The 19217-nt window shown below is 61.8% G+C and carries 16 protein-coding genes; 6 read left to right on the top strand and 10 right to left on the bottom strand.

What is annotated here, in order from left to right:
* Positions 1–7 precede the first annotated feature (7 nt).
* A complete protein-coding gene (locus KSS97_RS01905; protein WP_217860899.1) occupies positions 8–2512 on the top strand; it encodes a TonB-dependent siderophore receptor in 2505 nt (834 codons plus the stop codon).
* Between the two features lie 208 nt (positions 2513–2720).
* On the opposite strand, the gene KSS97_RS01900 is transcribed toward KSS97_RS01905, so the two are convergent.
* Positions 2721–3794 (bottom strand): fatty acid desaturase, encoded by a 1074-nt coding sequence (locus KSS97_RS01900; protein WP_217860897.1) that lies wholly within the window; start codon positions 3792–3794, stop codon positions 2721–2723.
* 100 nt (positions 3795–3894) lie between these two features.
* On the opposite strand from KSS97_RS01900, the gene KSS97_RS01895 reads away from it, so the two are divergent.
* Positions 3895–4899, top strand: coding sequence for an AraC family transcriptional regulator (locus tag KSS97_RS01895; protein WP_217860895.1), 1005 nt, complete (start codon positions 3895–3897; stop codon positions 4897–4899).
* A gap of 199 nt (positions 4900–5098) precedes the next feature.
* Here the strand turns inward: KSS97_RS01895 and KSS97_RS01890 are convergent, their stop codons facing one another.
* The gene (locus KSS97_RS01890) at positions 5099–5785 is read right to left on the bottom strand and encodes a Crp/Fnr family transcriptional regulator (protein WP_217860893.1); all 687 of its coding nucleotides are present in this window, start codon (positions 5783–5785) and stop codon (positions 5099–5101) included.
* A gap of 87 nt (positions 5786–5872) precedes the next feature.
* Between KSS97_RS01890 and KSS97_RS01885 the strand changes: the two genes are divergently transcribed.
* Entirely contained in the window at positions 5873–6397 is a 525-nt protein-coding gene (locus KSS97_RS01885; protein WP_030138489.1) for an Mpo1 family 2-hydroxy fatty acid dioxygenase, read from the top strand.
* Positions 6398–6613: 216 nt separating this feature from the next.
* Here KSS97_RS01885 and KSS97_RS01880 read toward each other — a convergent pair whose 3' ends face one another.
* The 5 genes from KSS97_RS01880 to oscA all read right to left on the bottom strand — a co-directional run bounded on the left by KSS97_RS01880 (position 6614) and on the right by oscA (position 10811).
* Complete coding sequence (locus KSS97_RS01880) at positions 6614–7603, bottom strand: sulfate/molybdate ABC transporter ATP-binding protein (protein ID WP_198798026.1); 990 nt, start codon at positions 7601–7603, stop codon at positions 6614–6616.
* Positions 7604–7606: 3 nt separating this feature from the next.
* Positions 7607–8476, bottom strand: coding sequence for a sulfate ABC transporter permease subunit CysW (gene cysW, locus KSS97_RS01875; RefSeq protein ID WP_024618577.1), 870 nt, complete (start codon positions 8474–8476; stop codon positions 7607–7609).
* A 13-nt stretch (positions 8477–8489) separates the two neighbouring features.
* Positions 8490–9308, bottom strand: a complete 819-nt coding sequence (cysT, locus tag KSS97_RS01870; protein WP_013692011.1) for a sulfate ABC transporter permease subunit CysT — start codon at positions 9306–9308, stop codon at positions 8490–8492.
* 172 nt (positions 9309–9480) lie between these two features.
* Positions 9481–10494 (bottom strand): sulfate ABC transporter substrate-binding protein, encoded by a 1014-nt coding sequence (locus KSS97_RS01865; RefSeq protein WP_217860891.1) that lies wholly within the window; start codon positions 10492–10494, stop codon positions 9481–9483.
* Positions 10495–10628: 134 nt separating this feature from the next.
* Complete coding sequence (oscA, locus tag KSS97_RS01860; RefSeq protein WP_003186967.1) at positions 10629–10811, bottom strand: sulfur starvation response protein OscA; 183 nt, start codon at positions 10809–10811, stop codon at positions 10629–10631.
* A gap of 488 nt (positions 10812–11299) precedes the next feature.
* On the opposite strand from oscA, the gene KSS97_RS01855 reads away from it, so the two are divergent.
* The gene (locus KSS97_RS01855; protein WP_217860889.1) at positions 11300–11683 is read left to right on the top strand and encodes a DUF6124 family protein; all 384 of its coding nucleotides are present in this window, start codon (positions 11300–11302) and stop codon (positions 11681–11683) included.
* 171 nt (positions 11684–11854) lie between these two features.
* Here the strand turns inward: KSS97_RS01855 and dibA are convergent, their stop codons facing one another.
* The gene (gene dibA, locus KSS97_RS01850) at positions 11855–13762 is read right to left on the bottom strand and encodes a phosphodiesterase DibA (RefSeq protein ID WP_217860887.1); all 1908 of its coding nucleotides are present in this window, start codon (positions 13760–13762) and stop codon (positions 11855–11857) included.
* A gap of 145 nt (positions 13763–13907) precedes the next feature.
* Here dibA and desA point away from each other — a divergent pair, with 145 nt between their 5' ends.
* On the top strand, positions 13908–15092 hold the full coding sequence (desA, locus tag KSS97_RS01845; RefSeq protein WP_030142190.1) for a delta-9 fatty acid desaturase DesA: 1185 nt from the start codon (positions 13908–13910) through the stop codon (positions 15090–15092).
* 333 nt (positions 15093–15425) lie between these two features.
* A complete protein-coding gene (locus KSS97_RS01840) occupies positions 15426–16415 on the top strand; it encodes a GGDEF domain-containing protein (RefSeq protein WP_030142191.1) in 990 nt (329 codons plus the stop codon).
* Between the two features lie 138 nt (positions 16416–16553).
* On the opposite strand, the gene KSS97_RS01835 is transcribed toward KSS97_RS01840, so the two are convergent.
* The gene (locus KSS97_RS01835; RefSeq protein ID WP_217860886.1) at positions 16554–17768 is read right to left on the bottom strand and encodes an HDOD domain-containing protein; all 1215 of its coding nucleotides are present in this window, start codon (positions 17766–17768) and stop codon (positions 16554–16556) included.
* A gap of 148 nt (positions 17769–17916) precedes the next feature.
* Entirely contained in the window at positions 17917–19194 is a 1278-nt protein-coding gene (gene gabT, locus KSS97_RS01830) for a 4-aminobutyrate--2-oxoglutarate transaminase (protein WP_030142193.1), read from the bottom strand.
* Positions 19195–19217: the final 23 nt, after the last annotated feature.

Here is a 19217-nt window from a genome sequence, read left to right as displayed (position 1 = left end):
ACCCATAATGACTGAGCGCTTAACCCTCAAGACCTCCTTCGGCTGTTCCCCGCAAACCAGCCTCTTGCGCCAAGCCGTCCGCGCCGCGCTGCTGAGCACGGCGCTGGGCGTCAGCGCTGCGCCGACGCTGGCCATCGCCGCGCAGGACGGCGTCACCGCCAGCCTCCAGAGCTACAACATCGCCGCGGGCCCGTTGAGCGAGGTGCTGAACCAGTTCGCGCGCCAAGCCGGGATTACCCTGGCGAGCACCCCCGAGCAGACCGCTGGCCGCCAGTCGCCGGGACTCAAAGGCGAGTATTCGGCGGACCAGGCCCTGAACCAGTTGCTCAATGGCTCGGGGCTGGTTGCGATCGGCCAGGAAGGCAGCGGCTACGTCTTGCAGGCCCAAGCCGCGGACAGCGCGCTGGCGCTGCCGACCACCGACGTCAAGGGTTTCGCCCTGGGCAACGCCTTGGGCAGCATGGCCGGCTACAACGCCACCCACAGCCAGGTCGCGACCAAAACCAGTACCGCCCTGCGCGAGACCTCACAAAGCGTATCGGTGGTGACCCGCGAGCAAATGGACGACCAGGGCGCGCAGACCGTTTCCCAGGCGATGCGCTACACCCCCGGCGTGCTGACCAACCCCTACGGCGCGACCCATCGCTACGACTACGTGGCCATGCGCGGCTTCAACGACGGCTCGGTGGACAACATCTACCTCGACGGCCTCAAATCCATGGGCGACAGCGGCACCTACAGCTCCATGCAGGTCGATCCGTATTTCCTGGAACGGGTCGACATCCTCAAAGGCCCGTCCTCAGTGCTGTATGGCCGCAGCTCGCCGGGCGGCCTGGTGGCGCTCACCAGCAAAAAGCCGCTGTACGAGACCTATCACCAAGTCCAGGCCACCGTCGGCACCCAGGGCCAGCGCGGCGTGGGCTTCGACTTCAGCGGGCCGGTGGACGATGAAAAACGCATCGCCTATCGCCTGGTCGGCCTGGCGGACACCTCCGACACCCAGTTCGATCACAACAAGGAAAAGCGCTTCACCCTGGCGCCCACCGTCAGCATCGACTTCACCGAGGACACCTCGCTGACCCTGCAAGCCTACCTGCAGCACGAACCCGACGGCGGCTACCATGGCGGCGTACCGGCCGATGGCGCGTTGCACAAGCGCAATGGCCGGCGGATCTCGGAACACTTCTTCGAAGGCGAGCCCGGCGTCGACGTGTACGAGCGTGACCAGCAGTCGTTCGGCTATCAATTCGAGCACCGTTTCAATGACGTCTTCACCGCCCGGCAGAACTTCCGCTATTTGGACTCCGACGTCACCAACAATCAGGTCTATGCCTTCGGCTGGACCACCCCCACCAGCAACGAGTTGAACCGTTACTACACCGGCGCCAACGAAAAGCTGCATTCATTCATCGTCGACAACATGCTGCAGGCCGAATTCTTCACCGGCGCGACCAAGCACACGGTGCTGATGGGCGCCGACTACCAGCGGCGCAAGACCGTGGTCGATTGGACCAGCGGCACCCTCGCTCCGATCAACGCCTTCGACCCGGTCTATGGCAATTCCGCGATCAGTAATCGCTCTGACACCAGCTATCTGCGGCGCCTGGAGCAGACCGGTGTCTACCTGCAAGACCTGATCGAAATGGACAAGTGGCGCTTCTCCCTGGGCCTGCGCCAGGACTGGGTCGAAACCTCGGACGAAAACCGCATCGCCGAATTCGGCCGCCCTGAAGGCACCGAGATCAACGACAAGCGCACCAAGCTCACTGGTCGCGTCGGGGCGCTGTATTTGTTCGATAACGGCCTGGCGCCGTACATCAGCTATTCGGAGTCGTTCAACCCCAATTCCTATGCCGACAGCGCCGGCAATCCTTTGCCGCCCACCGACGGCAAACAATGGGAACTGGGCCTGAAATACCAGCCGCCGGGCACGGATGATTTGTACACCGCCTCGCTGTTCCGCATCGACCAGGAGAACCTGGCGACCAAGCTGCCCCAGGACAACTTCTACCGCGCCGTCGGCGCCGTCCGCTCCCAAGGCCTGGAACTGGAAGCGCACGTGCAATTGACCGAACAGTTCAAGGTGCTGGGCAGCTACACCTTCACCGACATCGAATACTCGAAATCAATGGTGAGTACCCTGAGCACGCCCACCAACATCATCGAAAACAAAGGCAACTCACCGACCCAGGCCCCGCGCCACATGGCCTCGGTGTGGGCCGACTACAAATTCGACAGTGGCACGCTCGATGGCCTGCGACTGGGCGGCGGCGTGCGCTATGTCGGCTACAGCTGGGTCGACGCGGAGAACACCATGAAGGTGCCTTCGTACACGCTGTTCGATGCATCGGTGGGGTATGACCTGGGCAAGGTCGGCTTGAAAGGCGTGGATGTGCGCTTGAACGCCAACAACCTCACCAACGAAACCTACGTCGCCTCGTGTGCCAGCCTGAACTTCTGCTACATGGGTGAAGAGCGCAATGTGGCGGCTACTGTGAGTTATCAGTTCTGACCATCCTCCAGGCCAAACGCAATTGTCTGGCCTGAAAGATACCCCCTGTGGCGAGGGGATTTATCCCCGCTGGGCCGCGCAGCGGCCCCAAAAAAGGGATGTAATCAGGCCTGACACACCGCGGCGCCGGGCCTTGGGGCTGCTGCGCGGCCCAGCGGGGATAAATCCCCTCGCCACAAGTGTGTTCTCCATGCAGAGGTGGTGCGTCTCAAACCTGGGCCGCATTCACCTTCTCCCCCACCGCACCCTCCTCCCGCACAAACCGATTCGCCCGCCCAAACGTGCCGAAATCATTGAACCGTACGCCCATCTCCCGCATCACTTCATGCGCCACCGGTACCGTCAGCTGCCGAATATAGAACGGCTCCTTCACCACGAAATGATGAATGCCATGGCTGCTCCCGAAGTTGAAGCAGAACGCCTGCAACGGCCACAACCACCAAGGATTCAACACCTGAGTCTGCTGGATGACATTGCCCGACTCGATGTCGCCGTAGTAGTGCATGTTCGAGCTGACGAAGTGCAGGCAAAAGGTGCGCAGCACATTCGGGCCGATGATCACCACCGCGGCGATATCGATGACGTGCATCGTCGCCAGGGTGCTCGCTGACCAATCAATCGAAGTGCCCAACAGCCCAGCCACCGCGTTGGCCCCATGAAAACCGAGGAACACGTACCAGGCGCCCCAGTGCAACAGCGCCAGCGGGAAGTACACCTTCAGCGTGCGCTTGAGGATGCTGCGCTTGTGTGCCCAGGTCTTGGCTCGCAGCAGGCGGATGAACGCCGACATCACGTTGTCACCGACCATCAGCAAGCGCGCCAGTCCCCATGGTTCGCCGTTGGTAATGGCCCGCTCTTCCATGTCCGCTTCGCTGCCGGACACCTTGTGGTGGTTGAGGTGCAGATGGCGGCGGATCCACGGGTTGATGGTGCTCGGCCGTGCCAGCCACACCAGGCCCATCATCAGGTTATGGGGCAAGCGCTGCTTGCGAAAATACATGCTGTGGATCAGGTCATGCTCCAGCTCGTGGGTCAGCGAGGCGAAAAACGCGTTGAGCAGCAGGCAGGCCCAACCGGCCAGGTAACCGTTGATGTAGAACAGCGCCGAACCGATCATCCCCGCCAGGGCGAACGCCAGGATGCCCGCGCCCAACGCATCCTGATGCCGCAGGATCGGATAGCGCCGGCGCAATTCCTCGCCCCGGGCCAGGACAACCTGGCGAATGTGGGCGGCTCGCTGTTGTGCATTCAATCGCTCTGGGCTTGCGCAAGTGCCGTGCATGGCTTACATCCTCTGTTAACGATGTGCTCATCCTGCCGGGCGTTGTCCCATCGGGTGGTAGCCGTAAACGCCAACCTGTTGACCGCAAGCGCCAATTGTCATGACCGAACCCACCTCCCTCGCCAGCTGGACCCGCGCCCTGCGCAAGCAGCTCGATGCACTGGGCCTGGACAGCCAGGCCTTGTGCGTGGAAGCGGGCCTGGACCCGGCGTTGATGGACGACCCGAACGCCCGCTACCCGCTCTCGGCCACCACGCGCCTGTGGACGTTGGCGGTGCAGGCCAGCGGCGACCCGGCGATCGGCCTGCGGGTGTCGCGCTTCGTCAGTCCCACCACGTTCCATGCGTTGGGCTACGCCTTGGTGGCCAGCGGCAGCCTGCGGGAGGTGTTCGAGCGGATCGTGCGGTATCACCCGGTGGTCAGCGATGCGCTGGCCTTGCAACTGAGCCGCGGCGAAGACCGCTATCGTTTCAGTCTCGATGTGCCGGCGGGACGCCCCGCCCCCGCCTTCGAAGCCATCGACGCGTTTGCCGCGATCTACGTGCGCACCTGCCGCAACCGACTGGGCCGCGACTACGCACCACTGGCGGTCTACCTGCGCCGACCGGAACCGCTGGACCCCAGCCCGTGGCACAAGGTGTTTCGGGCACCGGTGCATTTCGCCGCCAACCAGGATTGCCTGGAATTCAGCCTCGTGGATTTCGACAGCCACCTGGACGACGCGAACCCGGAGCTGGCCGAACACAACGAAACCGTGCTCAAGCGCACCCTCGCCCAGCTCCAGCCACTGACCTGGGAGCGCAAGGTCCGCGCCGCCATCGAAGCCCAGTTGCCCGAAGGCGAACCCAGCGCCGAACGCATCGCCCAGGCCATGCACCTGAGCCTGCGCAGCCTGCAGCGACACCTGGCCGACGAAGGCTGCCGCTTCGACGCGCTGCTCAACGAATGCCGTGAAAACCTCGCGCTACTGCATTTGCGCGATCCGCAATGCTCGCTGAGTGAAGTCAGCTATCTGCTGGGCTTCGCCGACACCAGCAGCTTCAGCCGCGCGTTCAAGCGCTGGACGGGCATGACGCCGGGGCAGTTTCGGGATGGGTTGCGGTAGGGATTTGCAGTGCCTCGGCTGGCCCTATCGCGAGCAAGCTCGCTCCCACATTGGAAGCGGTGTGACCACAATAGCTGCGACAACACCAAGCCCCTGTGGGAGCGAGCTTGCTCGCGATGGCGGTGTATCAGTCACTATCGATGTCGACTGACCTGACGTCTTCGCGAGCAAGCTCGCTCCCACAGGGTCCAGGTCGGTTTCAGATTGTGGTCAGGGCTCGCAACCGTTCGATGTCGAGGATTTCGATTTCGCCATAACTCAGGTGAAGAATGCCCTGCCCCTGCAAATCCTTGAGGATCTGGTTGGTGGTCTGGCGAGACAGGGAAAGCATCAGTGCCAGTTGTTCCTGGGGCAATTGCAAGATCCGGCGCGCCGGTTCGATTTCGCCGTAGCCTTCGGCGATCATCAGCAGGCGGTGGGCCAAGCGGGCCGGGGCGGGCATCAGGCTCAGGTGTTCGAGATTGATGAACGTCAGGCGCAGTTTGTGGCTCATCAACAGGGCAAGATGACGCCAATGAACGGGTTGTTCTTCCAGAAAGGCCAGTAGCGCAGCCTGCGGCAAATGCAGCAACGAACATTGCCCGACGCCTACGGCGTCATGGGTGCGCGGCTGGCCGTCGAACAGACAGATCTCACCGAACCAATGAGGCGACTCCACCACGCTCAGCAGCGCTTCCTTGCCCTGCTCGCTCACCGCGCCGATGCGCACCGCCCCTTCGAGCACCGCGTACAAGCCACACGGCGGATCGCCGCGCTGAAACAGCCGTTGCCCCGGCGCCAGGCGGCGCACCCGCGACATGCCCAGCAGGCTATCCTGAAACTCGGCGGGCAAATGGCTGTACCAATGTCCGGTCAGCAGATGCGTGTGCCAGGGGTGCGAATTCATGGAAACTCCGGGACAAGTGTCGGCTAGCTGACAGAGCGCCTGGTGAAACCCGATCATCATGCAGGCATCACCTCAGGAGGAACAACAATGAAAAGCCTCGTCGATCACCTCAGTCAATACGCGGCCTACCACCGCGACCCGCGCAACATCGCCAGCCACTTCATCGGTATCCCGCTGATCTTCGTCGCCGTCGCCGTGCTGCTGTCACGGCCGGGATGGCCGGTTGGCGCGATCCTGGTTTCCCCGGCGCTGCTGGTGGCCGTCGCGAGTGCCTGGTTCTACCTGCGCCTGGAACTGCGCTTGGGTGTGCTGATGACCGTGCTGCTGGGTCTCGCCGTCTGGCTGGGCCAGGTGCTCGCCGCGCAGAGCACAGCGATCTGGTTGTCCAGCGGACTGGGCATGTTCGTGGTGGGCTGGGTAATCCAGTTTGTCGGCCATTACTACGAAGGGCGCAAACCGGCGTTCGTCGATGACCTCACCGGGTTGATTGTCGGGCCGTTGTTCGTGGTGGTGGAAGCGGGCTTCCTGTTGGGACTTCGCGGTGACCTGAAACGCGCCATCGAGGAGCGCGCCGGGCCGGTGGCGTTGCGCAACCAACGTTCGGCGGCCTGAAAGCTACGCCACGCAGGTAGCGGTTAGGCTATCTCTGTGGGAGCGAGCTTGCTCGCGATTGCGCTCGGCCAGTCACCGATGTGTCAACTGCTCCACCGCCATCGCGAGCAAGCTAGCTCCCACAATGGATCTCCATATGAATACCATTATTGTGTTCACTAAAGTTCTACTGTGGGAGCGAGCCTGCTCGCGATGCTTTTGCTTGTTCTTTTGCTCTTAGAGGTTGGAAACTTTCTGCCAGACCTTCGGCTTGAAGAACAACGTCTCGCCCTTCGCCAACCCCACCAGGCTGTCGTGGTCCTTCACCACTTCGGCTTCGATCAACTCGCTCTGGCCCTCGACCTTCAAGGTCACCCGAGTGGTCGCGCCGAGCGGGCGAATGTCGCGCACTTCGGCGGCGTGATGATCTTCCAGCTCCGAGCGTGACAGCGAGACTTCGTGCGGGCGGAACAGCACATGCCGATCCTCACCCAAATGCAGGCGGTTCGAATCACCGAGGAAGTGGTACACAAAGTCGCTGGCCGGGTTTTCATAGACGTCCCCCGGCGAACCGATCTGCTCGATCACTCCCTTGTTCATCACCACGATCCGGTCGGCGACTTCCATGGCCTCTTCCTGGTCGTGGGTCACGAAGACCGAGGTCAAGTTGATGTCCTCGTGCAGCCGCGCCAGCCAGCGGCGCAGTTCCTTGCGGACCTTGGCGTCGAGGGCGCCGAACGGTTCGTCCAGCAGCAGCACCTTGGGCTCCACCGCCAAGGCGCGGGCCAGGGCGATACGCTGGCGCTGGCCGCCGGACAGTTGCTCCGGGTAGCGGTCGGCGAGCCAGTCCAGTTGCACCATGTTCAGCAGCTCGTGGACCTTGGTCGCGATCTGGCTTTCGCTCGGGCGCTGGCCCTTGGGTTTCATGCGCAGGCCGAAGGCGACGTTGTCGAACACCGTCATGTGGCGGAACAAGGCGTAGTGCTGGAACACGAAACCGACGTTGCGATCACGCACGTCGTGGCCGGACACGTCCTCGCCGTGGAAGACGATGCTGCCCTGGTCCGGGGTTTCAAGGCCGGCGATGATCCGCAGCAAGGTGGTCTTGCCACAACCCGACGGCCCGAGCAGCGCCACCAGCTCACCGCTCTGGATGTCCAGGCTGATCTCGTCCAGTGCCCTGAACGCGTTGAAATTCTTGCTGACGTTACGGACTTCGATCGACATGACTTATTCCTCCGCGGCGCTGGCGCGCAGGCGGTTGATTCGGTTTTCGCTCCACTGCTTGAGCAGCAGGATGAAGAGCGCCAGGATCAGCAACAGGCTCGCCACGGCGAACGCGGCCACGTGGTTGTATTCGTTGTAGAGGATCTCGACGTGCAGCGGCAGGGTGTTGGTCACCCCGCGAATGTGCCCGGAGACCACCGACACCGCGCCGAACTCACCCATGGCCCGGGCGGTACACAGCACCACGCCATAGATCAGGCCCCACTTGATGTTCGGCACGGTGACATGCCAGAACATCTGCCAGCCATTGGCGCCCAGCAGGCGCGCGGCCTCTTCTTCCTGGGTGCCTTGTTCCTGCATCAGCGGGATCAACTCACGGGCCACGAACGGCACGGTGACGAAGATCGTCGCCAGGACGATGCCCGGCAGCGCGAAGACGATCTGGATGTCGTGATCCGACAGCCACGGCCCGAACAGGCCCTGGGCGCCGAACATCAGCACGTAGACCAGGCCCGCGATCACCGGCGACACCGAGAACGGCAGGTCGATCAGCGTCACGAGCATGCTCTTGCCGCGGAATGAATATTTGCTCACGCACCACGCGGCACTGACGCCGAACACCAGGTTCAGCGGCACCGAGATCAGCACGGCGATCACCGTGAGCTTCAACGCCGACAGTGCGTCAGGTTCGAAGATCGCGGTGAAGAACGCCCCCAGCCCGAGCTTCAGGCCCTGGGACACTACGATGAACAACGGCAGCAGCAAAAACAGCGCAAAGATCAACCAGCCGAGGCCGATCAAGACGCGCCGCGACGTCGCACTGCCGCGACGGGCGGCATTGGTGGAGGCAGCGGAAATAGACGATTGGGACATGGTTCGCGCCTCCTTATGGGGTTTCGATGCGCCGCTGCAGCAGGTTGATCAGCAGCAACAGGACGAAGGAAACCACCAGCATCAGCACGCCGATGGAAGTGGCGCCGGTGTAGTCGTATTGGTCGAGCTTGACCATGATCAGCAGCGGCAGGATCTCGGTTTTCATCGGCATGTTGCCGGCGATGAAAATCACCGAACCGTACTCGCCCACGCCACGGGCAAACGCCAGGGCGAAGCCGGTCAACCAGGCCGGCAACAACGCCGGCACGAGGATGTGGCGGAATACCTGCCACGGTTTCGCACCGAGGCAGGCGGCGGCTTCTTCGACTTCACGGGGGATATCGGCCAGCACCGGCTGCACCGTGCGCACCACGAACGGCAGCGTCACGAAGGTCAGCGCCAGGGTAATGCCCAGCGGGGTGTAGGCGATCTTGAAACCCAGGTCGGTGGCGAATTGGCCAACCAGGCCGGTCGGCGCGTACAACGCCGTCAGCGCGATACCGGCCACGGCGGTGGGCAGGGCGAACGGCAGGTCGATCATCGCGTCGATGATCTTGCGGCCGGGGAAGGTGTAGCGCACCAGCACCCAGGCCAGCAACGTGCCGATCACACCGTTGATGATGGCGGCGTACAGCGCGGTGCCGAAACTGAGCTTCAGCGCAGCCAGCACCCGCGGTGCCGAGATGATCGCCCAGAACTGTTCCCAGGTGAGTTGAGCGGCGTGCACGAACATCGCCGCCAGCGGTATGAGCACAATCAGACTGAGGTACACCAGGGTGTAGCCCAGCGTCAGCCCGAAGCCGGGTATGACGGGGGATATGCGACGCGACATAAAGGTCCTTGGTTGAGAACGCACTTACCGTGGCGAGGGAGCTTGCTCCCGCTGGGCTACGAAGTAGCCCCAGAAAACTCTGGGAGCGCTTCGCACTGGAGCGCCAGCCCGGTCCAGCGGGAGCAAGCTCCCTCGCCACAATGAATTACGGCCTGGATCCGACTAGCCCAGCTTACTGCGCCTGATAGATCTGGTCGAACACCCCGCCATCGTTGAAGAATTTCGGCTGGGCCGTTTTCCAGCCGCCGAAGTCCTTGTCGATGGTCACCAGTTCCACCTTCGGGAACTGCCGGGAATACTTGGCGGCCACGTCCTTGTCACGCGGGCGATAGAAGTTCTTCGCAGCAATTTCCTGGCCGGCCGGGCTGTACAGGTGCTTGAGGTACGCTTCGGCGATCTCCGCATTGCCCTTTTTCTCGGCGTTCTTGTCCACCACCGCCACCGGCGGTTCGGCGAGGATCGACAGGGACGGCACGACGATGTCGAACTTGTCGGCGCCACCCTCCTCTTTCAGCGCCAGGAAGGCTTCGTTTTCCCAGGCCAGCAACACATCACCCTGACCGTTGTTGACAAAGGTGATGGTCGAGCCACGGGCGCCGGTGTCGAGGATCGGCACGTGCTTGAACAATGCCTGCACGTATTCCTTGGCCTTGGCCTCGTCGCCGCCGTTGGCTTTCAGGCCGTAGGCCCAGGCGGCGAGGAAGTTCCAGCGAGCACCGCCAGACGTTTTCGGGTTCGGCGTGATGACCGACACATCATTCTTGATCAGGTCGCCCCAATCCTTGATGCCCTTGGGGTTGCCCTTGCGCACCAGGAAAACGATGGTCGAAGTGTAGGGCGTGCTGGCGTCCGGCAGGCGGGTTTGCCAGTCCGCTGGCAGGGACTTGCCCAGCTTGGCGATTTCATCGATGTCACCGGCCAAGGCCAGTGTCACGACGTCGGCGCGCAGGCCATCGATCACCGCCCGGCCTTGCTTGCCCGAGCCGCCGTGGGACTGCTGGATCTTCACGCTATCGTCGGGATGGGCTTTCTTCCAGAAATTGACGAATTCGGCGTTGTAGTCCTGATACAGCTCGCGGGTCGGGTCGTAGGACACATTGAGCAGCTCGTAATCCTTGGCGACGGCGGAACCTGCAAAAACAGCACTGGCCAGGGCGGCCAAGGCATAACGGCGAATCGACGACATGGTGAAAGCTCCTGGAATTCTGGTTTTTATGGCTTCTGGAAATCGAGTGGCTTGTAGAAAAGATCGCAGCCTTTGGCAGCTCCTACACCTAGCCCCCTGTAGGAGCTGCCGAAGGCTGCGATCTTTTTGGCGTTTCAAGACGGCTTATGACTCGGTTGTTGCAAGCGGAATTTTTCCTTGCGTTCGATCTGGACCACCTGGGCGTTGTGCACGGTGATTTCCACCGCGCCAAAGCGCAGGTCACGCAAAGCACTCTGGATCTCGCGCAAGATGGTTGCTTCGTCCTGGCCGTCAACGCTACGTAGGGATGCGCTCATGCTGCTGCTCCTTTGAATGATTGCCTGGCAGTGGGCGGCACTGCTTGCGGCGTGGGAGCAATACTAGATAAAGCGGGATATTCTTAAAAAGACTATTTGAGAATTTTTATATAACCAAAATGATGTTGGGATTTTGGCGTCCTACGACGGGCGTGATGGCGGGTCTTTTTACCTGCCATGTCGTCGGAGATTTCCTTCAATACGTGGTGCCTTTGATGAACTAGGCAGCACTGCCGAGCGCAGCTAACCTCTGATCGTCATCGCAAAAAACGGTGACACGGACGTGCAAGTCCGAGTAAAACACCACCCCTTGATGCCTCTAGCCATTCGTGGCGCATTTGCGCCCGTGATTTATGGCGGCTGTGTTCGGGAGATCTTCGGATCTGCCGAGTTTTGGGTAGGGTTGCTCGGTCTTGCACACTCGCACACAGCTGCCACCCTTCATTGCGTGCAAGCGATCCAGGGCGGTTCTCTTTAGGAACTTACCCATGTTCAAACCTACCCCGAATCCGCCAAAAGGCGGTCACAAATCCCGCGTCGAAAAACTCGAAGAAAAACGCCTGGAAGACGCCACCAACCGCGCCCTCGACTACTACCTCAAGCCCCACCCCGCCTCGCCGCCGGAACCCGACAAAGACCAGCTCTTCATCGTCTCCCCGCACATCGACACCGAAACCCTGCTCGCCAACGCCTCCGAAGACCTGCTCTCCATCAGCACCATCGCCGCCGACCTGGCCGATGACATCGACGAATCCCGCCGCTGTGTAGCCCTGGCGATCAGTCGCATGGCCGATGGGGTTCAGTTGTTGGTTGAACGAGCGCTGGATCATCTGGAAACGAAGGGGATGGCGGCGCCTGCAGCCAAGGGTTAGCGCTGTGTCATTTCGGTATTGATGTCAGCCGAGCCGACGCCTTCGTCGGATCGCCGCCCGGAGCAAGCCCGCTCCCACAATGGACCGATTTGTGTCAGGAGAAACAGGTCAACTGTGGGAGCGAGCTTGCTCGCGATGGCGGTGCATCAGTCGACATCAATGCCGCGGGGATCAAGCAATCACCGGCGCCCGCTCCCAATCCAACTGCACCGCCGCCACCGGCCGGCCAAACCAATACCCCTGCCCCAACTCACAAGCCTGGCCCAGCAGAAACGCCGCTTGCTCCTGCTGTTCTATGCCCTCGGCATGCACCTGCATGCCCATGCTATGAGCCAGGGCGATGATCACGCGGACAATCGCCACGTCGTCCTCGTCCCACGGCAACCCGGCGACAAAGCCCTGGTCGATCTTCAGTTTCTGCACCGGTAGGCGCTTGAGCCGCAGCAGCGACGAATAACCCGTGCCGAAGTCATCGATGGCCAGCCGCACGCCCAATTCGCGCAAGCGATGCATTTGTTCCAGCGCGACTTCCGGGTCTTCCATGACTGCGCTTTCGGTGACTTCCAATTCGAGGAAAGCCGGATCGAGGCTGGTCTCGTGCAGCACGCGAGCAACTTGCTCATACAGTTCACGCCGGGCGAACAAGCGGCTGGACACGTTGACCGCGACGAACGAAAGGGCCACGCCCGCCTGCTGCCACTGACACATCTGCCGGCAGGCCTGCTCCATGACCCAGGCATCGATCTGGGCGATCAGCCCCGTACGTTCGGCGATGGGAATGAACTCTGCCGGAGAAACCAGCCCACGCGTTGGATGCTCCCAGCGCACGAGCGCCTCGACGCCAACCAGACGGCTGGTCGCCAGGTCGTGCACCGGTTGGTAATGCACCCGCAACTCCTCTTGCTGCAGGGCGCGTCGAAGTTCGAAAGCGACTTCGACCCGTTGCTGAGCGTGGGCGGTGAGCTCTTCGGTGTACAGGGCGTAGCCATCCCGTCCGCTGCTCTTGGCCTTGAACAGCGCCGAATCGGCGTTGCGCAACAGTTGACCAGCGCTGAGGGCATCGCCGGGGAACAGGCTGATACCGATGCTGGCGTTGACAAACAGGGATTGCTCGCCGAGCTGCAACGGCTCTTTCAATGCATCGAGGATGCGCCGGGCCAACGCCGCTGCCTGCCCAGGCTGGGAGCAGTTTTCCACCAGCACCGCGAACTCATCGCCACCCAGCCGGGCCAGGGTGATGCCCGGCGCAAACAGGTCAAGAAAGCGCTTGGCCACGCCCTTGAGCAACTCATCACCCACGCTGTGGCCCAGGCTGTCGTTGATGTTCTTGAAATGATCGAGATCCAACAGCAACAGCGCACACCCGCGCTTGTGAAGCTGCGCCGATGCCACGGCCTGCTCGGTGCGATCGGAAAACAGCAGGCGATTGGGCAGGCCGGTCAGCGGGTCGTGATGGGCCAGGTGCGCCAGCTCATGCTCCGAATCCTTGATCGCACTAATGTCGGAAAACACCGCGACGTATTGACTGACTTCGCCGTTGTCGTCGACGACGGCACGGATGGTCTGCCATTGCGGGTAGATTTCGCCGCTTTTACGGCGGTTCCAGATTTCACCGCTCCATTCGCCGCGGCTGGACAACGACGCAAACATATCGCGATAGAAAGCCGGTCCGTGCCGGCCGGATTTGAACAGATTGGGTTGGCGCCCCAATACTTCGTCCCGGCCATAACCGGTGATCGCCATGAACGCCCGGTTGACGTGCACGATCAGGCCCTGGCGGTCCGTGACCAGGACCCCTTCGCGGGTGCAATCGAAGACAGCGGCGGCCTGGCGCAATCGTTCACGGTCGAGGCTGCCCTCGCCCTTGTCGAAACACCGCACGATCCGCACCCGAGCCATGAACATCAGCCCGGCGCTGACCAGCACCCAGGCATAACCGTTGATCAGTTGCCAGCGAAGCCGGTCGGCGGAATGATCGAAGAAACTGCTCAATAAATAACCAACCAGCTGCAGCCAGGCGACGGATAGCAGAAGGTAAAGCAGTGCTCCACGCATGGCAGTGCGTTGGTAGACAGTCATGCGGTCATCCATGTCCCTGTAATGTGAGGGGATTATAGAGTAAGAAACATCCTGCCACTCTTATCTGAAAGGCCGACTGGTTTTATCGGTCGAGCTGGTGATAATGCAACGGCAGTTTCTATTTTTATCGAGGGCCCTACAGCCTATGTGGTACGAAGGTTTTCTTGGCTTGTCGCCCTGGTCGCTGGTGGCAGTCACCTTGCTGATGACCCATGTGACGATCATCAGCGTCACGGTCTACCTGCACCGTTATTCGGCCCACCGTTCCCTGGAACTCAACGCCGGCCTCAAACATTTTTTCCGCTTCTGGCTGTGGCTGACCACAGCGCAGAACACCCGCGAGTGGACGGCCATCCACCGCAAGCACCACGCCAAATGCGAAACCGAGGATGACCCCCACAGCCCGGTCATCAAAGGCTTGTCCACGGTACTGCGCAAAGGCGCCGAGCTGTATCGCGCCGAGGCGCAAAACCCGGAAACCCTGCGTATCTATGGCAAGAACTGCCCGGAAGACTGGATCGAGCGCAACCTCTATAGCCGCTTCCCTTTGTTGGGCGTGGCGATCATGGGCGTCATCGACCTGCTGCTGTTCGGCACGATCGGCATCACCATCTGGGCCATCCAGATGATGTGGATCCCCGTCTGGGCCGCCGGCGTGGTCAACGGCCTGGGGCATGCCGTGGGTTACCGCAACTTCGAATGTCGCGACGCGGCGACCAACCTGGTGCCCTGGGGCATCCTGATTGGTGGCGAAGAGCTGCACAATAACCACCACACCTACCCCAATTCGGCCAAGCTGTCGGTGCGCAAATGGGAATTCGACCTGGGCTGGGCCTGGATCAAGGTCTTCAGCTTCCTGCGCCTGGCGAAGGTCCAGCGGGTCGCGCCGATCGCCCACCGTGTCGAAGGCAAGGGCCACCTGGACATGGACACCGCCATGGCGATCCTCAATAACCGTTTCCAGATCATGGCCCAGTACCGCCGGCTGGTCATCGCGCCGCTGGTCAAGCAGGAACTGGATAAAGTCGATCACTCCGTGCGCCACCAGTTTCATCGGGCCAAACGCCTGCTGTCACGGGAAACCAGCCTGCTGGACGATCGCCATCACCTGCGCATCCAGAACATGCTGGAGCACAGCCAGGCGCTGAAGGTGATCTACGAAAAACGCCTGGCCTTGCAGCAGATCTGGGTCAAGACCAGCAGCAACGGCCATGACATGCTCGCGGCCATCAAGGAATGGGTTCATGAGGCCGAGGCCAGTGGCATCCAGTCCCTGAGGGACTTTGCCGATCAGCTCAAGACCTACTCGCTGCGGCCTGCCACGGCCTGACACCAATGTGCGCGGCGGGGAGGTTGTTGTGGCGAGGGGATTCATCCCCGCTGGGCTGCGCAGCAGCCCTAAAACCTGATGGCTCGGTGTGTCAGGCTCACTCAAATTGGCTGTCTTGGGGCCGCAGCCCAGCGGGGCGGTGCGACGTTTCGCTAAATCCCCTCGCCACAGATTCAACCCCATACTTTGACTCGCGAAATCCCCCGCCCTTCGTCGCCCGAAAAGGAACTTCGCCCACAATCCCCTATCTCAAGAGCACTTCGCCATCCTGGCGGGCTTTGGAGTAAGCGCGTGCAAATCCATAGCAATGCACGTTCTTTGAGATTTGTGCCGATGGTCGACAAGAACCTACAGGATTCATCCCAGCCTCATTGGCCCGAAGCGGCCCAGACACTCATGGCGCTGATGCACGCCCAAGGCGAAGTGGCACGCCTGAGCGAGCGGGAGCAGTTGTTCAGTTCGTTGCTCGTCAGCGTCAATGCGGTGCTGTGGGCGTTCAATTGGGAAACCCGGCAGGTGCTGTATGTCAGCCCCGCCTACGAACGGATTTTCGGTCGGCCCGCGGGCCTGGTACTGGCGGACTACAACGAGTGGCGTGACGCCATCTACCCGGACGACCTGGATTACGCCGAACGCAGCCTGGCCGAAGTGTTGGTCAAGGGTGCCGTCGAAGACCGCGAATACCGGATCATCGCCGCCGATGGGCAGATTCGCTGGCTAAGCGACAAATGCTTCATCAATCGCCAAGCCGACCCGGGACAGCCGGTGATCGTCGTCGGTATCGCCGAAGACATCACCGAGAAAAAACTGCTCGAAAGCGAACTGCAGCGGCTGGCGACCACCGATGTGCTGACCCAGAGCAGCAACCGCCGGCACTTCTTCGAGTGCGCCCATCGCGAGTTCGAGCAGGCTCGGCTGCAAGGCACGCCCATGGCGTTCCTGTTGCTGGACATCGATGATTTCAAGTTGATCAACGACACCTACGGCCATCAGGAAGGCGATACGGTGCTGCAGAAAATCGCTGAAAGCGGAAGGACCGTGCTCAGGCGTGGCGACCTGTTCGGGCGGATCGGCGGCGAGGAATTTGCCGCTGTGTTTCCAGGCTGCCCACCGGACATGGCGTTGCAGGTGGCCGAGCGCCTGCAACGGGAAATCCAACGCCTGGCGTTCCGCTGCGGGGAACAGAATTTCGGGATCACCGTCAGCCAGGGCCTGACCGGGATCACCGCTGAAGACCAGACCCTCGATAGCTTGTTTGCCCGTGCTGACGCGGCGATGTACGAGGCCAAGCGCCAGGGTAAGAACCGCATAATTGCCGCCTGATTGAGCCACCGCCAAACTTTGGGAGCGGGCTTGCTCGCGAATGGGGCGTGTCAGTCGACCTATTCGTAACTGTTACACCGTATTCGCGAGCAAGCCCGCTCCCACACAAGCTCACCCCTTCAAAGGATGGTGGTGGTCTTACTGGCGGCGCAACCGCATCAATTCCGGCAACCCGATCTTCAGCAGACGCGCCGTGCGCCCCCGAGCGAGTTCTTCCAGGCCTTCATGGGATGGCAAATGGGCCATCTGCGCGGCCATGTTCATCACCAGCGCCTCGCGGGAATAAACCCCACCGCCCAGGCCATACACTGCTGCGATCAACTCTCGCAGCTCCAGCGGCAGCCGCCAGCGGGTGCGCAGCGCCGAGCCGAAACCGGCGCCGAACTGTTCAAGGGAATCCCCGACTTCCTCGGGCTCATCCAAATCGCCACCGGCCTGCGTCCACTCTTCCAGGCAGCGCAGCAGCGCCAGGTCGCCCAAGCGGTGCAGCAGGCCCGCGCAATAACAGCGCTCCTGCTCCAGGTCCAGCATCCGGGCGATCGTCCGGGCGTATTCGGCAGTGTGCAGCGATAACTCCCAATAACGTTCGGCATAGTCCGCCAGGCACGGAACACTCAGCCTGGCACAGCGCTTGATGGTCAAGCCGAGGATCAGGTTCATGCTCTGTCCGGTACCGAGCTGGTGCAACGCCTGGGCCACGGTCTGTACCGGGCCGCCGCCCTGATGCTGGGCAGCGCTGTTGGCCGCGGCGATCAGCACGGCGGTGATCTGCGGATCGGTGCGGATCTCTTCTTCCAGTAGCTTCAGATCCAGCCCGCCGGGATTGAGGCTGCGCTTGATCGCCACTTGCACATCGGTCATCAACGGCGCGCCTTCGGCCAGGTCCCGTCGGCGCTCAAGGAACGTGGCCAACGTCAGCCCCGGCCCCGGGGTTGGCGCGGGATTGGAAGTGTCTTCGCCGCTCAGTAGCAAGCCTTGCAAACGCTGGGTCAGGTTCTCGCGGTTCAAGGGCTTGGTCAGGTACGCCGTCGGCGCCAGCGGCAAGACCTCGCGCACGCTGGCGCCGTCGTTGCGGCGGCTCACCAGGATGAACGGCAACGCCGGTGTACGGTGCTGCTGGCGCAAGCTGCGCAAAATGCTCAGGCCATCGACACCTGGCAACTCCCAGTCGGCGATCACCAGGTCATAGGGGTTATGCGCCAGCAATTCCAGGGCCTGCCGTCCCTCGTCACAGGTGTCCACCCGGGCATCGCAACGCACGCCCGACAAGACCTGTTCAAGCAGCTCCCTGGACGCTGGATCGGCCTCGGCGATCAGCACACGCGGTACAGCAGGTAAATCCACAGCAGTCATGCCGCATCGCTCCCTTGCAATACATGCACCTTAGACAATTGCGGCCGTTCCAGACAGTCCAAAAACACCGCCCCCTTTCCTCGGGCATGAAAAAACCCGCCGAAGCGGGTTTTTTGTGGATCAACGCACAGCTCAAGGCTCTTGAATATCAGAGCTCGGAGAAGCACTCTTCGATGATCGCCAGGCCTTTGTCCAGTTGCTCGTCTGGCGAAGTCAGCGGCACCAGCACCCGCAGGACGTTGCCGTAAGTGCCGCAGGACAGCAGGATCAAGCCCTTGTCACGGGCCTTGGCGACGACTTGCGCCACCGCGGCAGCGTTCGGCTTGTGGCTGTCGCCATTTTCGAACAGTTCCACGGCAATCATCGCGCCCAGGGCGCGCACTTCACCAATCACCGGGTATTTCTTCTGGATAGCCTTGAGGCCAGTGACCAGGCGCTCGCCCACGGCCTTACAGCGATCCAGCAGGTGTTCTTCTTCGAACACTTCCATCACCGCCAGCGCTGCGGCGCAAGCGATCGGGCTACCCGCGTAGGTGCCGCCCAAGCCACCCGGCGCGATGGCATCCATGTACTCGGCCTTGCCGCACACACCGGCCAGCGGGAAGCCGCCAGCGATGGATTTGGCGAAGGTGGTCAGGTCGGCGGCGACGCCCATCTGCTCCATGGCGAAGAAGGTGCCGGTACGGCCAGCGCCGGTCTGCACTTCGTCAGCGATCAGCAGGATGCCGTGCTGGTCGCACAGGGCGCGCAGGCGCTTCATGAATTCTTTCGGCGCTACATAGAAACCACCCTCGCCCTGGACTGGCTCGATGATGATGGCGGCGATGTCACGCGGCTCGGCGTCGTTCTTGAAGATGCGCTCGATGCTGGCGATGGAATCGTCGATGCTCACGCCGTGCAATTCGTTCGGGTACAGCGCGCGGAAGATACCGCCGGGCATCAGGCCCATGCCGGCCGAGTACGGCACGACTTTACCGGTCAGGCCCAAGGTCATCATGGTGCGACCGTGGTAAGCGCCGGTGAAGGCGATCACACCGGCACGGCCAGTGGCGGCGCGGGCGATTTTCACGGCGTTTTCCACGGCTTCGGAACCGGTGGTGACCAGCAGGGTTTTCTTGGCGAAATCACCAGGAACCTTGGCGTTGATTTTTTCGCACAGTTCCACGTACGGCTCGTAGGCCAGGACCTGGAAGCAGGTGTGAGTCAGCTTGTTCAACTGTGCGGTCACGGCGGCGATGATTTTCGGGTGCACGTGGCCGGTGTTCAGCACGGCGATACCGCCAGCGAAGTCGATGAACTCGCGACCCTCAACGTCGGTTACCGTGGCGTTCTTCGCCGATTCGGCGAAGATCGGGTGGATCTGGCCGACGCCACGTGGAACAGCGGCGGTACGGCGGGCCATCAAGTCAGCGTTAGTCTTGCTCATTACAGTCCTCATTCGCCGCTCAT

Origin of the sequence: Pseudomonas alvandae (genome assembly GCF_019141525.1) — a bacterium.
GTDB lineage: Bacteria > Pseudomonadota > Gammaproteobacteria > Pseudomonadales > Pseudomonadaceae > Aquipseudomonas > Aquipseudomonas alvandae.
Note: the sequence above shows the minus strand (reverse complement) of the source record. Positions and strands in the feature narration are given on the sequence as shown.